Annotated in this window: 14 protein-coding genes, 1 rRNA gene and 1 riboswitch; of the genes, 3 read left to right on the forward strand and 12 right to left on the reverse strand. The window is 69.6% G+C overall.

Annotation, left to right across the window (positions count from 1 at the left end; all coding sequences use genetic code 11):
- Positions 1–160 precede the first annotated feature (160 nt).
- Both ACFWZH_RS38705 and ACFWZH_RS38710 read left to right on the forward strand, forming a co-directional pair.
- Positions 161–748, forward strand: coding sequence for a hypothetical protein (locus tag ACFWZH_RS38705; RefSeq protein ID WP_384442977.1), 588 nt, complete (start codon positions 161–163; stop codon positions 746–748).
- Positions 749–1,079: 331 nt separating this feature from the next.
- Complete coding sequence (locus tag ACFWZH_RS38710; protein WP_384442980.1) at positions 1,080–1,274, forward strand: DUF5999 family protein; 195 nt, start codon at positions 1,080–1,082, stop codon at positions 1,272–1,274.
- Positions 1,275–1,357: 83 nt separating this feature from the next.
- Here ACFWZH_RS38710 and gcvP read toward each other — a convergent pair whose 3' ends face one another.
- The gene (gcvP, locus tag ACFWZH_RS38715; protein ID WP_384442983.1) at positions 1,358–4,243 is read right to left on the reverse strand and encodes an aminomethyl-transferring glycine dehydrogenase; all 2,886 of its coding nucleotides are present in this window, start codon (positions 4,241–4,243) and stop codon (positions 1,358–1,360) included.
- Positions 4,244–4,432: 189 nt separating this feature from the next.
- A riboswitch (glycine riboswitch) is annotated at positions 4,433–4,530 on the reverse strand.
- A 114-nt stretch (positions 4,531–4,644) separates the two neighbouring features.
- Here gcvP and ACFWZH_RS38720 point away from each other — a divergent pair.
- Complete coding sequence (locus ACFWZH_RS38720) at positions 4,645–5,049, forward strand: PRC-barrel domain-containing protein (RefSeq protein WP_384442986.1); 405 nt, start codon at positions 4,645–4,647, stop codon at positions 5,047–5,049.
- On the opposite strand, the gene ACFWZH_RS38725 is transcribed toward ACFWZH_RS38720, so the two are convergent.
- The 11 genes from ACFWZH_RS38725 to rrf all read right to left on the reverse strand — a co-directional run.
- The gene (locus tag ACFWZH_RS38725; protein WP_384442989.1) at positions 4,938–6,410 is read right to left on the reverse strand and encodes a DNA polymerase IV; all 1,473 of its coding nucleotides are present in this window, start codon (positions 6,408–6,410) and stop codon (positions 4,938–4,940) included. The two genes, ACFWZH_RS38720 and ACFWZH_RS38725, sit on opposite strands and share 112 nt — an antisense overlap.
- Positions 6,411–6,476: 66 nt before the next feature.
- Complete coding sequence (locus ACFWZH_RS38730; protein ID WP_384442992.1) at positions 6,477–7,082, reverse strand: MerR family transcriptional regulator; 606 nt, start codon at positions 7,080–7,082, stop codon at positions 6,477–6,479.
- Between the two features lie 188 nt (positions 7,083–7,270).
- Entirely contained in the window at positions 7,271–7,744 is a 474-nt protein-coding gene (locus ACFWZH_RS38735; RefSeq protein ID WP_006606439.1) for a bifunctional nuclease family protein, read from the reverse strand.
- A gap of 53 nt (positions 7,745–7,797) precedes the next feature.
- Positions 7,798–8,547 carry a MerR family transcriptional regulator gene (locus ACFWZH_RS38740; RefSeq protein ID WP_384442995.1) on the reverse strand — a complete coding sequence of 250 codons (750 nt, stop codon included), beginning with the start codon at positions 8,545–8,547 and terminating at the stop codon, positions 7,798–7,800.
- Between the two features lie 17 nt (positions 8,548–8,564).
- Positions 8,565–9,410 (reverse strand): FHA domain-containing protein, encoded by an 846-nt coding sequence (locus tag ACFWZH_RS38745; RefSeq protein ID WP_384442998.1) that lies wholly within the window; start codon positions 9,408–9,410, stop codon positions 8,565–8,567.
- A 118-nt stretch (positions 9,411–9,528) separates the two neighbouring features.
- A complete protein-coding gene (locus ACFWZH_RS38750) occupies positions 9,529–10,488 on the reverse strand; it encodes a DUF881 domain-containing protein (protein ID WP_384443001.1) in 960 nt (319 codons plus the stop codon).
- Positions 10,489–10,493: 5 nt separating this feature from the next.
- Positions 10,494–10,826, reverse strand: coding sequence for a small basic family protein (locus tag ACFWZH_RS38755; RefSeq protein WP_003984969.1), 333 nt, complete (start codon positions 10,824–10,826; stop codon positions 10,494–10,496).
- Positions 10,823–11,746 carry a DUF881 domain-containing protein gene (locus ACFWZH_RS38760; RefSeq protein ID WP_384443005.1) on the reverse strand — a complete coding sequence of 308 codons (924 nt, stop codon included), beginning with the start codon at positions 11,744–11,746 and terminating at the stop codon, positions 10,823–10,825. Before ACFWZH_RS38760 ends, ACFWZH_RS38755 begins: the two co-directional genes overlap by 4 nt.
- An 84-nt stretch (positions 11,747–11,830) precedes the next feature.
- Positions 11,831–14,326: a sugar phosphate nucleotidyltransferase gene (locus ACFWZH_RS38765; RefSeq protein ID WP_384443008.1), complete on the reverse strand. Its 2,496-nt coding sequence runs from the start codon at positions 14,324–14,326 to the stop codon at positions 11,831–11,833.
- Positions 14,327–14,447: 121 nt separating this feature from the next.
- Positions 14,448–15,059 carry a CDP-alcohol phosphatidyltransferase family protein gene (locus tag ACFWZH_RS38770; RefSeq protein ID WP_384443011.1) on the reverse strand — a complete coding sequence of 204 codons (612 nt, stop codon included), beginning with the start codon at positions 15,057–15,059 and terminating at the stop codon, positions 14,448–14,450.
- A 144-nt stretch (positions 15,060–15,203) separates the two neighbouring features.
- Positions 15,204–15,298: ribosomal RNA gene (gene rrf, locus ACFWZH_RS38775) — 5S ribosomal RNA — on the reverse strand; the annotation flags it as partial.

Raw genomic sequence — 15,298 nt, forward strand, 5'->3', positions numbered from 1 at the left:
GTGGGTCTACGCGGATCGATCCCGCGTAGACCCACCGGGCACGCCCTACCCCACGCCCGGCCGCGGCCCCGGGGCCGGCCATGCTCTGTCCCCGCACGCAGACAGCGCCGTTTGCACCCGCCACGCTCCACCGTGTCTCTGAAGTGAGAGGCGACCCACCATGCCGCTGCACGTTTCCCCCGCCCCCGCGTCCGCGTTGCGCAGCGTTCTTACCGCCCTCGGCTCGCCCACCGCCGTCCGCGAGGCCCCCGTCCCCGGGCTGCGCGCGCATCAGGGCCCGCTCAGCCCCGACCACCCGCTGCCGCTCCACGTATGGGACGACGTCAGCAAGGCCGGGGGCACACCGCTGACCCGTCTGGCCGGCTGGAGTTTCCTGGTCCGCGGCGGGGAGCGGGCCGTGGCGACGGCCGAGGCGATGCTCACCGCGGACGGCTGGGCGTTCGCGCGCTTCTGCGGCGGCCCCTATGTCGCCTCGACCGAGCGGGCACTGGTGCAGGCGGAGGCGATGAACGCGTCCTACCAGCCGCGGTTGCTGTCCGTCCCCGAGCTGTACATGCTGACGCTGTGGCTGCATCACGACGTCTCCGCCGACGGCGCCGAGGGTCTGCCCGCAGCGGGCGATCTGCTGGTACCGCTGGCGCCCGCCCCGCCGGGGATCGCCGCCCACCGTCCGCACCACGTCGCCGATCTGCTGCCCCGGCTCACCCGCCGCCTGACACCCGCCCCACTACTGCGCGAACCCGCCTGACCCGGCGCACCCGGCCGTGCATCCGCGCCCGGCACACGCCGGCCGACGAGAGCGTGCCCCGCGTCCCTTCCCGGCCGCGGGGCGCTGCCGTGCTCACCCGCGCGGGCTAGTCCCTCGATACCACTGCCAACGCCCTTGGAGACGAGTGCAATTGGAAGCAACCGCCCGCACGGGTGACGCGTCGATACCGAGTGAGTACCGCTGCTGCGAAATCCCTGCGGAATCCCGTCCGTAGGGCAACACTGGAACCGACCGAAGAAACGGGGGAGCGGCCATGACCACCACATCGAGCCGCACGACGTTCACCACACCGCAGCGAAAGACAACTTCCATGTGTCAGCACCAACCGCCTTGCCCGTCAGCAGACTCCAGCGACCGGGAGGCCGCACACCTTGTGGCGCACCACCCCGAGCAGGGCTGGAGCCTGCTCTGCAACGGCGTCCTGCTCTTCGAGGACACCGGTGAGCTGCTGCCGGACGGGCAGGTCATCGCCCCGCACCGGACCCGGGTCACCGCAGCCGCCTGACCCGCGAGCGCCCGGTACGTACAACAGGGCCCCCGGCAGATCTGCCGAGGGCCCTTGATGTTGCCCTGACGGGCCGGTGTCGATCAGCTGTCGTACTCGTCGAGCGGGGGGCAGGAGCAGACGAGGTTGCGGTCGCCGAAGGCACCGTCGATACGGCGCACCGGCGGCCAGTACTTCTCCGCCGCAGTGACGCCCGCCGGGAAGACGGCCTCCTCACGGCTGTAGGCGTGGTTCCAGTCGCCGCCGAGCGCGGCCGCGGTGTGCGGGGCGTTGCACAGCGGGTTGTCGTCCTTGTCCCACTCCCCCGAGCCGACCTTCTCGATCTCCGCGCGGATCGCGATCATCGCGTCGCAGAACCGGTCCAGCTCATCGAGGTCCTCGCTCTCGGTCGGCTCGATCATCAGCGTGCCGGCCACCGGGAAGGACATCGTCGGGGCGTGGAAGCCGTAGTCGATCAGCCGCTTGGCGACGTCGTCGATGCTCACGCCGGTCGCCTTGGTCAGCGGCCGGACGTCGATGATGCACTCGTGCGCCACCAGGCCGCCGGGGCCGGTGTAGAGCACCGGGTAGTGCGGCTCCAGGCGCTTGGCGATGTAGTTCGCGCTCAGGACCGCGACCTGGGTGGCGCGCTTGAGGCCCTCGCCGCCCATGAGGCGCACGTACGCCCAGGAGATCGGCAGGATGCCCGCCGAGCCCCAGGGAGCCGCGGAGATCGGCCCGACGCCCGTCTCGGGGCCCGCGGTGGGCTGCAGCGGGTGGTTGGGCAGGTACGGCGCCAGGTGGGCGCGTACGGCGACCGGGCCGACGCCGGGGCCGCCGCCGCCGTGCGGGATGCAGAAGGTCTTGTGCAGGTTGAGGTGCGAGACGTCGCCGCCGAACTTGCCGGGCTCGGCGAGTCCGACCAGCGCGTTGAGGTTCGCGCCGTCGACGTAGACCTGACCGCCGGCGTCGTGCACCGCGCCGCAGATCTGGGTGATGTGCTCCTCGAAGACGCCGTGCGTGGAGGGGTAGGTGACCATCAGGACCGCGAGCTCGTCACGGTGCTTGTCGATCTTGGCGTGCAGATCGTCGGTGTCGACCTCGCCGTCCTCACCGGTCTTGACGACGACGACCTTCATGCCCGCCATGACGGCGCTGGCGGCGTTGGTGCCGTGCGCCGAGGACGGGATCAGGCAAACCGTGCGCTGCTCGTCCCCGTTGGCACGGTGGTAGGCGCGTACGGCCAGCAGGCCGGCCAGCTCGCCCTGCGAGCCGGCGTTCGGCTGGATGGAGACCTTGTCGTAGCCGGTGACCGTGGCCAGCCGCTCCTCCAGCTCCTGGATCAGCGTCAGATAGCCCTGGGCCTGGTCGGCCGGCGCGAACGGGTGCAGCTGGCCGAACGCGGGCCAGGTGACCGGCTCCATCTCGGTGGTGGCGTTCAGCTTCATCGTGCAGGAGCCGAGCGGGATCATGCCGCGGTCCAGCGCGTAGTCCTTGTCGGCGAGGGTGCGCAGGTAGCGCAGCATCGCCGTCTCGGAGCGGTGCTGGTGGAAGACCGGGTGGGTGAGGTAGTCGTCCGTGCGCAGCAGCTCCTGCGGCAGCGCTTCGGCGGCCGCCGCGTCCAGCTGCTCGACGTCGCCCCGCACGCCGAAGGCGCCCCAGACACCGGCCAGCTGCGCACGCCCGGTGGTCTCGTCGCAGGCGATGCCGACCAGGTCGGCGTCGACCTGGCGGAGGTTGACGCCGGCCTCTCGGGCGGCGGCGACGACCTCGGCGGCCCGGCCGGGCACCCGCGCGGTCAGGGTGTCGAAGTACGCACCGTGCACGATCTCCACCCCGCCCGCCCGCAGGCCCTCGGCGAGGACGGCGGCGTAGCGGTGGGTGCGCCGGGCGATGGTCCGCAGGCCCTCGGGGCCGTGGTAGACGGCGTACATCCCGGCCATGACGGCGAGCAGCACCTGCGCGGTGCAGATGTTGCTGGTGGCCTTCTCACGGCGGATGTGCTGCTCGCGGGTCTGCAGGGCGAGGCGGTAGGCCTTGTTGCCATCGGCGTCGACGGAGACGCCCACCAGGCGGCCGGGCAGGCTGCGGGCGAACTGGTCGCGAACGGCCATGAAGCCGGCGTGCGGCCCGCCGAAGCCCATCGGGACGCCGAAGCGCTGGGTGGTGCCGACCGCGATGTCCGCGCCGAGCTCGCCGGGCGAGGTCAGCAGCGTCAGGGCGAGCAGATCGGCGGCCACGGTGACGATCGCGCCGAGCCCGTGGGCCTGCTCGATGAGGGCACGGGGGTCGCGCACCGCGCCGGAGGCGCCGGGGTACTGCAGCAGCACGCCGAAGACGCCCCGCTCGGCGATCTCGGCGGGGATGCCGTCGGACAGGTCCGCGACGACGACCTCGACGCCGGTGGGCTCGGCGCGGGTCTGGATCACGGCGACGGTCTGCGGCAGGCAGTCGGCGTCGACCAGGAAGACGCCCTGCTTGACCTTGCCGACGCGGCGGGAGAGCGCCATCGCCTCGGCGGCGGCGGTGCCCTCGTCCAGCAGGGAGGCGCCGGAGGTGGGCAGTCCGGTCAGTTCCGCGACCATGGTCTGGAAGTTCAGCAGCGCCTCGAGGCGGCCCTGCGAGATCTCCGGCTGGTAGGGCGTGTACGCCGTGTACCAGGCCGGGTTCTCCATGACGTTGCGCAGGATCACCGGCGGGGTGAACGTGCCGTAGTAGCCCAGGCCGATCATGGAGGACAGCACCTGGTTGCGCTCCGCCAGGCCGCGCAGCTCCTGGAGGACCTCGGCCTCGGTACGGCCCTGCGGCAGGCCGAGCGCCTCCGCGCTCTTGATCACATCAGGTACGGCGGTGGCCGTGAGCTCGTCCAGCGACCCGAAGCCGACGTGCGCGAGCATCTTCGCCTGCGCCTCGTGGTCGGGGCCGATGTGCCGGCGCTCGAACGGAATGCCTTGTTCGAGCTCGGTCAGGGAGATGCGATTGGTGGTCATCTGCGGGGGCCTCCTGGTCAATACGACCTACGAGGGGCACCACGGCGCGGGTGCCCGGACGGCCTCCCCCTCTGTCATCTCAACCTGAGAGCTTCACCGGCCCGCGCGAGGCGGCCCGGCTTTCACCGTCGGTGAGGAAGGGTTCCGGCGCTGTGCTCGTCCGTGGCCCGCCCTGCTTTCCAGAGTGACCTCGTCCATGCGGTACGTGTGCCTGAGAGATTCCGGGGAGGATTTGCTCCTTCGGCGCCCTGGTCGCGAACGACAAAGGACTCTCCCGCATGGGTTCTGCGGCCATTGGCCAGCCTACCAGCGCACCACTCGAAGGATCCTTCGAGTGGCCGGGGCATGAAATGTGCCGTTTGGTAGTTGTCACAGGGCAGTTGCGACCAATTGGAGGGGTTGTGCAAACCGATATCGATCCCCGGAGCCTGATCGGCCGCAAAGCGTTCGACCGGAACGGCGCGAAAATAGGCACGATCGACGAGGTCTACCTCGACGACGCGACGGGGGAACCGGAGTGGGCGGCGGTGCGCACCGGGCTCTTCAGCCGGGATGCGTTCGTCCCCCTTGAACCCAGCAAGATGGTCGGCGAGGGCCTGCACATCCCCTACGACCGCAAGCTGATCAAGGACGCCCCGGACTTCGGCGTGGGCCGCCATCTCTCCCCTGAGCAGGAGCTCCAGCTCTACCACCACTACCGGCTGGATATCTCCTCACCGGAACCCGGTCCGGCGTCCCCCGGCAAGGAAGACGGCTCCGACGGCCCGGACAAGGACTTCGGCAAGATCGCCGGCTCGGAGGACTGACCTCCTTCCGGCCCGCCGCCCACCAGCGGCAACGGCTCACCCGGCCGCAGCGCCGGGTCCTCGACGGCAAAGGTCCGCACCCTCCCCGGTGCGGACCACGGCGTCTCGAAGCGCACGGTCACCCTCCCCACGCCGCTTCCCTGCACCCATCCGGCGCCGAACTCCTCGTGCACCACGTCCAGCCCCGGATGCCAGCGTCTCGGCCGCTCCTCCTCCGGCTCCCCGCCCCCGGCCTCCTCCCCGCCCGGCTCCGCCGCCGCCCTCGCCAGCTCCCCGGCCTCCCGCTCCGTCGCCAGCTGGGCGAACAGATCCTCCTGCGTGAAGTCGGCCAGCCCGCTGACCCCTACACCCAGCAGCCGCACCCCGCCGGTGGTGTCCACGGTCTCCAGCAGCCGCACCGCGGCCTCCCGTACGACCCCGGGATCGTCGGTGGGCCCGCGGAGCGTCTCGGAGCGGGTCAGCGTCGAGAAGTCGTAGTTCCGCACCTTGATCACCACCGTGCGCCCGGAGCGCCCGGCCGCCCGCAGCCGCTGGACGCAACGGTCGGCCAACCGCAGCATCTCGTTCCGCACCCGCGTCCGGTCGGTCAGATCGACCTCGAAGGTGTCCTCGACCGAAATGGACTTGGCGTCCCGCTCGGCCACCACGGGGCGGTCGTCCTGGCCCAGCGCCATCGCGTACAGCCCCGCGCCGTGCGCCCTGCCCAGGAGCCGCACCAGCTCCGCCTCGCCGGCCTCGGCGGTCTCCGCGACGGTGTGGATCCCGGCCCGGCGCAGCGTCTCAGCCGTCGCGGGCCCCACGCCGGGCAGCGTCCGCACCGTCATGGGGCCCAGCAGCTCCCGCTCCGTACCGGGCTCGATGACGACCAGGCCGTCCGGCTTCGCCGCCTCGGAAGCGATCTTCGCCAGCATCTTGGCGCCCGCGAGCCCCACCGAACCGGTCAGCCCCGTCGCGGACCTGATGTCGCGCCGCAGCCGCTCCCCCACCGCGCGTACGGCGGCCGTCTCAGCCGGCACCCCGCCCGCTTCCAGATCCACGAACGCCTCGTCCAGGCTCAGCGGCTCGACGAGCGGTGACAGCTCGTGCAGCAGCTCCATGACCGTGTCACTCACCTGGCGGTACAGGCCGAAACGAGGGCTGAGATACGCGGCATTGGGGCACAGCCGGCGCGCCTGGGCCGTCGGCATCGCGGAGCGGACCCCGAAGACCCGGGCTTCGTACGACGCCGTGGCGACCACACCCCGCGGCCCGATCCCACCGACCACCACGGGCTTGCCGCGCAGGCTGGGCTTGGCCGCCTGCTCGGCGGCCGCGTAGAACGCATCCATGTCCAGATGCAGAATCGTCGGCGCGGGTCTCACACGTCCGATGCTGCCGCATGGCACTGACAATCGACCCGATGCCGGGCCGGGGCCGCCGGACCGGGCTCAGCCTGCCCTGTTGCGCCGCCGCGCCAGCTCGTCGTGCGGGTTCTTCCCCATCAGCGTCTCGCCGGTGTCCACGCGCTCTCCGTGGAGCTGTGACAGCGCACCCTCCACGTCCCGCCACACCACGCCCACCGCGATGCCGAAGACGCCCTGGCCGCCCTGGAGCAGATCGACGACCTGATCGGGCGAGGTGCACTCGTAGACCGTCGCGCCGTCGCTCATCAGCGTCATCCGGGTCAGATCCGCCAGCCCCCGCGCACGCAGATGCTGCACGGCGGTGCGGATGTTCTGCAGCGAAACCCCGGTGTCCAGCAGCCGCTTGACGATCTTCAGGACGACGACGTCCCGGAAGCTGTAGAGCCGCTGGGTGCCGGAGCCGTACGCGGGCCGGATGCTCGGCTCCACCAGGCCCGTACGCGCCCAGTAGTCGAGCTGCCGGTAGGTGATGCCCGCTGCCGCGCATGCGGTCGGGCCGCGATAGCCGATGTTCTGCGCCTCGCAGTCCCCCGACACCGCCGCGGCCGGTGCCGGGGCATGGTTCGCGGCCGCGCCCGAGTGGAGCGGCAACGCCCCTTCCGCCGCCATACCGTCGCCGGTGATTGCCACGCCGCCCTCCGTCCTCCACGTCCCGGACGGGACCTGCCATATCGACGGTATGCAGTCACTCGGGGTGCGTCAACGATCGCCGCGCTCGCCACGCCGAGTGATAATCACCCTACGAGTGGTTTCTCGTGACCTCGCGCGGGGAATGGCTAAATAGTTTGGCCGGAATCAGCCCCTTCACCCGGCCGGCGTCACTGGCTGTTGGTGCCGAAGTCCTCGGGCGAGATCTGGTCGAGGAACTCGCGGAACTTCTCCACCTCGTCCTCCTGCTCGTCCGGGATGGCGATCCCCGCGTCGTCCAGCACACCGTCCGTGCCGAAGATCGGCGTTCCGGTGCGCAGCGCCAGCGCTATGGCGTCGGACGGGCGGGCACTGACCTCGACCCCACTGGCGAAGACCAGTTCGGCATAGAAAACCCCCTCGCGCAGGTCCGTGATGCGGACCTGGGTCAGCTCCTGGCCCACCGCTTCGAGCACGTCCTTGAAAAGGTCGTGCGTCAGCGGCCTGGCAGGGACCATGCCCTGCTGGGCAAAGGCGATGGCGGTGGCCTCCCCTGGCCCGATCCAAATGGGCAAGTAGCGATCGCCTCCCACCTCCCGCAGGAGCACGATCGGTTGGCTGGAAGGCATTTCCACCCGGACACCCACGACGTCGAGCTCGTTCACACAGCAACCCTAGGACGTGCCCGGCAGGTTTGGGTAGTCGAGCACTCTTTTGCTCATGGCAACCGGACGCGAAGAGCGCTCTGCACCAGCGCCGCATGGAGCCTTACGGAGAGCGTCGCCAGCTCTCTGGCGGTGGCCTCCGCATGGGCCCTGGTCTGTGGATTACGGTGCCGCCGAAGGGGTGCAACGACCTGTTCGACCAGGCCGGCCTCGCGCTCGGCGGCCGCCTTCACGGCACGCAGATGCCGCGGCTCCAGGCCGAAACGACCCAGGTCCGCGACGAGTTTGGCCACGGTGACGGCCTCGATGTCGTATCCGCCGCCCGCGTGGGGGACGATGAGTCCGTACGACTCCCAGTCGGCGAGCGCCGCCTCGTCCACCGCCGCGGCGGCCAGCAGCTCGGCCCGGCCGATCCGGGCAGCCGTCGGAGGGTCCTCGCCCTGGCAGGAGACGCCCTCGACCAGGTCCCGCGAGGCCGCGGCCGGAGCGGGCAGCTGCACCTGCTCACCGCGCTCCAGGGCGTCCAGATGCTCCCGGATGACCTTCAGGGGCAGATAGTGGTCCCGCTGCATCCGCAGGACGCTCGCCAGCCGCTCGACGTCGGCCGGCGTGAATTTCCGGTATCCGGAAGGCGTGCGCTTCGGCTCGACGAGCCCCTCGGCCTCCAAGAAGCGAATCTTGGAGATCGTGACCTCGGGAAACTCCTCGCGCAGCGCATTGAGCACCGTGCCGATGCTCACCGGCTTGGCGCCCGAGGAGGCGGTGCCGACAGAACCGGCACCGCCCTTCGGTGTATCGCGCATATGCCTTCCCTGACCGGTCAGATCCCGGCGCCCCGCTGGCTGGCGTAGAAGACCATGCGGTACTTGCCGATCTGGACCTCGTCGCCGTTGGCGAGCGCGACCGAGTCGATCGGCTCACGATTGACGTACGTGCCGTTCAGGCTGCCGACGTCGGCGACCGTGAAGATGCCGTCCGCACCGCGGCGGAACTCCACATGCCGACGCGAGACCGTCACATCGTCGAGGAAGATGTCGCCCTGCGGATGCCGGCCCGCCGTCGTCAGCTCGCTGTCCAGCAGGAAGCGGCTGCCCGAATTCGGACCCCGGCGGACGATCAGCAGCGCCGACCCCAGCGGAAGGGCCTCGACCGCGGCCTGGGCCTCCGGGGACAGCGACGGCACCAGATTCTGGCCCGTCGTCTCCGAGTCGTAGGCCTCCAGCCCCGAAATGGAGATCGTGGACGTCGTCTCGGACGCCCGCTCGGCCTGGGCGCCCGGGCGCAGCGGCGCACCGCAGTTGGAGCAGAACCGGCTCGCCTCGGCGTTCCGGTGCCCACACCTTGTACATACCGGCAAGGCCGACCCTCCACCCGTGCGTGAGGCCGATGGTTCCTCGGAACCTATGCGGGCGGCCCCGGAGGGGTCAACAGAACCCGCGCCGTGCCCCCCGGACGGACCGCCGACCTCGTCACGGAAGAGCGGACGCTCCGCCGCCTCACCACTTTCGGGCTGGCGCGGAGCACGGTGCCGCGCGGAGCCGCTGCCGCCCTCCTGGCGCGCGCTCTTGCCGAACAGCTTTCCAAACAACTTCACGGGCGATTCCCCTTGAACGAAACAGACCCGCCCGTGGGGCAGGACGAACCCTCGATGCACACACCGGCCCATCCGGACATCCTGTGAACGTCCGTGGCCTCCAGACAGTTTCCACCACACACCACACGCACGGTGCGTCGACCCCCCGCTACCTCATGCCCTCGCCGGGCACTCGACATACCTGCACACCTCACTGCGATGACGACCGAGCGTAGTCAGGCCGCTTCGCCTCTCGCAAGGCATCCACAATGATCTTCTCCCGACGGGTCACAGACACCTTGGCCTGCTCCTTTTCCAGCGTCTGCACCACTCCGCCGGGGATGTTCAGCGCCGGCTCCAGGTCCTCCGGCTTGCCGATGACCTTGAAGCGGTACGGCTGCGTGACGCGCACGCCGTCGATCTCCACCCCGCCCCGGATGTCCGAGAGGTAGGTGTCCGCGACGACCCGTACCGAATTGACCTGGATGGCCTCGGCGCCGGCCGCCCGCAGCTCCTGGATGGTGTCCAGCAGCTTGTCCGCCTCGACGGAGTGCGTCGGGTCGTCGATGGTCAGGTTGATGCCGGGCCCCTGCGCCGCGACGGTCCCGGCCAGCACACCCAGCTGCTGTTCCTTCTCCACGGTCTGCTTACGGGCCTCCTCGGCCTGGTCCGAACTGTTCTCCAGCTCGGTCTTCTGCCCTTCCAGGCGCCGCTGTTCGTCCGTCAACCGCTGGGAGCGATTGTCCAGCTCGTCCAGAATGCGCACCAAGTCCTCCTGGCGCGCACCCCGCAGCGCACTGCTGTCACTTGTGGAACGTACCTGAATCGCCAGACCCAGGCCGAGAATGAACAGGAGCAGCGCAACGATCAGTTGGGCCCGGGTCAACCGCGGCGGCCACAGGCTCGCCGCGAGCCGCTCCCGGCCGGTCTTCGGCCGCTCTCCTTCTCCGCCACCGCTCACCGCGTCAGGAGTCGAGGAGTCTGCCGCTTTACTCGACTTCTGTCCAGCACTGTCCGTTTCCCGGGTTTCGTCCCCGTCCGCGGACGCCTTCCGCTCAGGGGTGCTCCGGCTCTCGGGCGGCATCGGCCGCCGCCCCACCGGGCCGCTCTCCTGCTCGGGCTCCGGTCGCTCCGGCTGCTTCCCCGGCTCCGGGGTCTCGTCCGTTGCCATCCGTCTCACGCCCTGAAGACGTGCCGGCGGATCGCCGCGGCGTTGGAGAAGATCCGGATGCCCAGCACCACCACGACGCCGGTGGAGAGTTGGGCGCCGACGCCCAACTTGTCGCCGAGGAAGACGATCAGCGCGGCGACGACGACGTTCGACAGGAAGGAGACCACGAAGACCTTGTCGTCGAAGATGCCGTCCAGCATCGCGCGCAGACCGCCGAACACGGCGTCCAGCGCCGCGACGACAGCGATCGGCAAGTAGGGCTCGACCACCGTCGGCACCACGGGTCGGACGACGAGTCCGACCACGACTCCCACGATGAGGCCCAGTACGGCGATCACGATGTGCCCTTCCCTGTGTCGGCGCCGCCCGACCTGGCGGCACCGGCCTGCGGCTTTGCGGTACGTACGATCAAACTGGGCGCGGGCGGCAGGGTGACCTCACTCTCCGCGGAAATCCTGGTGCGGACGCCGTAGTTCTCCTGCAGCACATGCAGGTACTGGCCATCGGCGCTGTCCTGGAACGCGGTGCTCAGCCGCTGCCCGTCCCCCACCGCCAGCACCGTATAGGGCGGCACCAGTGGCTTGTTGTCGACCAGTATGGCGTCTCCCGCGGCTCTGATCGCCGAGAGTGACGTAAGCCGCTGCCCATTGACGGAGATGGCCTCCGCACCGGACTCCCACAGGCCGTTGACGACGCGCTGCATGTCCCTGTCGCGTACCCGCCCGGTGTCGGAGAAACCACTGCTCTCGCGCGGCCCGCCACCGCCGGACTCCGCGCCCTTGGCATCGTCCACGACGAGTTTCACGCCGGGCCCGGTGACCTGCGTCGAGCCCGACAACAGAGCCAGCAGTTCGGCCTTGCCGCCGCCCTGCTCCTTCAGCGCCTCACGCTGCATCCTGCTGACGTCGCCCCGCAGCGCGTCGACCCGATGCTGCTGTTTGTCCGCCTCGCCGGTCCCCTTCTGAATGCGGTTGATCAGCTCTTCGCGCTCCTTGGCCAGCGTCGGTGCGGATATCCGCGCCTGCGCCGCCCCGACGGTCACCACGAGCGCGGCCAGCACCAGACCGGCCGCCAGTCCCAACTTCGCCCGCAGGGTGCGCGGCAGCCCGCGCACGCCGGCTGCGGACTTGCGCGCGGCCGCCTCGGCGTACCCGTCGTCGAGGCTGTGATCCATCACGTTGGTCAGCAGCGACATGGACGCATCGGGGCGCGCGGCCGGCGGTTTCGGGGTGCTCCGATCGGGGCGCTGCTGCGACATGCCGCACATCGTCCCACGTCGGCCGCGCAGTCTCCCAACGGCCCCACCGGCGTGCCGATCAACGGCCCGCCGGTGGGGTCCGGATCAGCGGCCCGCGCTGTCGACCACGGCCGCCCACTCGTCCAGCAGCTGCTGGGCGGAGTCGTCGTCCGGTCCTTCCGCCCACAGGTGGGTGACCGCCTCGGCCGGGTCCGGCAGCACCAGGATCCAGCGTCCGTCGGCCTCCACGACCCGTACGCCGTCCGTGGTGTCCACCTCCCGGTCACCGGCCGCCTCGACGACATGCCGCATGACCAGGCCCTTGACCGCCCAGGGGGTCGCCAGATCGCGGCGCAGTACATGCGCCCGCGGAATCCGCGCGTCGATCTGGCTGAGCGTGAGCTGGGTGCGCGCCACCAGGCCGATCAGCCGGACGAACGCGGCCGCGCCGTCGAAGACGGAGCTGAACTCCGGGATGATGAAGCCGCCCAGGCCGTCCCCGCCGAAGACCGTGCCGTCCGCCCGCCCCACCCGGGTCAGATCGTCCGGCGAGGTGGTCGTCCACTCCACCTGTGTGCCGTGGTACGCCGCCACCTGCTCGGCGATCCGGGTGGTGGTCACCGGCAGCGCCACCCGGCCGGTGCGCCGTTCGGCGGCGACCAGGTCCAGCATGACCAGCAGCGCACGGTCGTCCTCGATGATCCGGCCGCGTTCGTCCACGAGCGAGAGTCGTTCGCCCACGGGGTCGAAGCGCACGCCGAAGGCGGCCCGCGCCGAGGCAACGATCTCGCCGAGCCGGACGAGCCCGGAGCGCCGTGCCTCGGCGGTTTCGGTGGGCCGGGCTTCGTTGAGCCCGGGGTTGATGGTCAGGGAGTCGACCCCGAGCCGCCCCAGGAGGCTGGGCAGGACCAGGCCGGCGCTGCCGTTCGAGGCGTCCACGACGACCTTCAGCCCCGACTCGGCGATCCCGGTGGTGTCCACGGCACGCAGCAACGACCCGGTGTAGGAGTCGAAGACGCTCGCCGGGAAGACCAGGTCACCGATCTCGCCGGGGAAGGCGCGCCGGTACTCCTGACGGGCGTAGACCCGGTCGAGCTTGCGCTGCCCTGCCTGCGAGAGGTCGGCGCCCCGCTCGTCGAAGAACATGATGTCGACGGAGTCCGGTACACCGGGCGTCGTACGGACCATGATGCCGCCGGCGCTGCCGCGGGCGGTCTGCTGACGGGCGACGGGCAGCGGGACGTTCTCCAGGTCGCGTACGTCGATGGCGCTGGCCTGCAACGCGGAGATCACCGCGCGTTTGAGGGCCCGGGCACCACGGGAGTGGTCACGTGCGGTGGTGACCGTGGAGCCCTTCTTGAGCGTGGTGGCGTACGCCCCCGCGAGCCGTACGGCGAGTTCCGGGGTGATCTCGACATTCAGGATCCCGGACACGCCGCGGGCACCGAACAGATGCGCCTGGCCGCGGGATTCCCAGATCACCGAGGTGTTGACGAACGCACCGGCCTCGATGGTCTTGAACGGATAGACCCGCACATTGCCCTGGACGATCGACTCCTCGCCGATGAGGCATTCGTCGCCGATGACCGCGCCGTCCTCGATCCGGGCGGCCCGCATCACGTCGGTGTTCTTGCCGATCACACACCCGCGCAGATTGGTGTGCTGCCCGAGATAGACGTTGTCGTGCACCACGGCGCGGTGCAGGAAGGCGCCGCTCTTCACGACGACATTCGAACCGACGACGGTGTGCTCGCGAATCTCCACGCCCGCTTCGACCTTGGCGTAGTCGCCGACGTACAGCGGCCCGCGCAGCACCGCGTCCGGATGGACCTCGGCACCCTCGGCGACCCATACTCCGGGCGAGATCTCGAAGCCGTCGATTTCGACATCGACCTTGCCCTCGAGGACATCGGCCTGGGCCTTCACATAGCTCTCGTGGGTACCGACGTCCTCCCAGTACCCCTCGGCGACATAGCCGTAGATGGGCTTGCCTTCCTTCATGAGCTGCGGGAAGACATCACCGGACCAGTCGACCGGAACATCGGGCTCGAAGTAGTCGAAGACCTCCGGCTCCATCACGTAGATACCGGTGTTGACGGTGTCCGAGAAGACCTGGCCCCAGGTGGGCTTTTCCAGGAAGCGTTCGACCTTGCCGCCCTCGTCGACGATGGTGATGCCGAACTCAAGCGGATTGGGGACCCGCGTGAGGCAGACGGTGACGAGGGCGCCCTTTTCCTTGTGGAACCGGATCAGATCGGTGAGGTCGAAATCGGTGAGGGCGTCACCGGAGATGACGAGGAAGGCGTCGTCCTTGAGGGCTTCCTCGGCGTTCTTCACGCTGCCCGCGGTGCCGAGTGGCTTTTCCTCGTTGGCGTAGGTGAGCTCCATTCCAAGCTCTTCGCCGTCCCCGAAATAGTTCTTGACGAGCGAGGCAAGGAATTGCACGGTCACGACGGTCTCATTGAGACCATGCCGTTTCAGCAGCCTCAGTACGTGCTCCATGATCGGCCTGTTGGCGACCGGAAGCAGTGGCTTGGGCATGCTGGACGTCATGGGGCGAAGGCGTGTGCCCTCGCCGCCGGCCATCACAACGGCCTTCATGTCGGAAGCGTCCTCCTCATAAGAGACGACGGTCTTGCCGACTTCACTTGTCCAGATCGCCCACTGTTCCTGTGCTCGCGTACGGGCGCCGGCCCTTGCACAATCTGCCGGTTCGGAGAGCTCAGTCGGCTGTGGCGTCCGCCCTGATGAGTCGGCGGACCTGGACCACGTACAGGATCCCTGCCCACCAGTAGAGCGCCGTACCCCAACCTGCGAACGCCCATCCGAAAATAGCAGCGAGCGTGTGAAGCCAGCCACTTCCGTCGCTCAGCAAGAGCAACGGGAAGGCGTACATCAAGTTGAACGTAGCCGCCTTGCCCAGGAAGTTCACCTGGGGAGGGCCATACCCGTGACGCCCGAGGAATCCCACCGCGATCAGCAGCATCAGCTCGCGCGCCAGCAGGGCCGCGGTGAGCCAGACCGGGAGGATCTCGCGCCAGGTCAGACCGACGAGGGTGGACAGGATGTAGAGGCGGTCGGCCGCCGGGTCCAGGATCCGCCCGAGGCTGCTGATCTGGTTCCAGCGGCGGGCGAGCTTGCCGTCCAGGTAGTCGCTGACGCCGCTCAGCGCCAGGACCACCAGTGCCCAGACATCGGCAATCTTCGGACCGCCGAATTCCCGCCAGAGGATCAACCACAGGAACACCGGCACGCCGACGAGGCGAGCCATGCTCAGGATATTCGGGATGGTAAGGATGCGATCCGTCTGGACCCGCGTCTCCTGGACCTCCACCGCGGGGGCCTCCTGTGGGAAATGTGCCAATGATGCCCCCTGACCTTACCTGGCCCGCCGGCCGCGCCGTACCTCGGGGCCCAGGACCCCCCGGAACGCAGAAAAGCCCCGCACCATACGGTGCGGGGCTTTCCCACAAAGAAAGTTCGGCGGCGTCCTACTCTCCCACAGGGTCCCCCCTGCAGTACCATCGGCGCTGAAAGGCTTAGCTTCCGGGTTCGGAATGTAACCGGGCGTTT

The organism is Streptomyces sp. NPDC059008 (assembly GCF_042749045.1).
GTDB lineage: Bacteria > Actinomycetota > Actinomycetes > Streptomycetales > Streptomycetaceae > Streptomyces.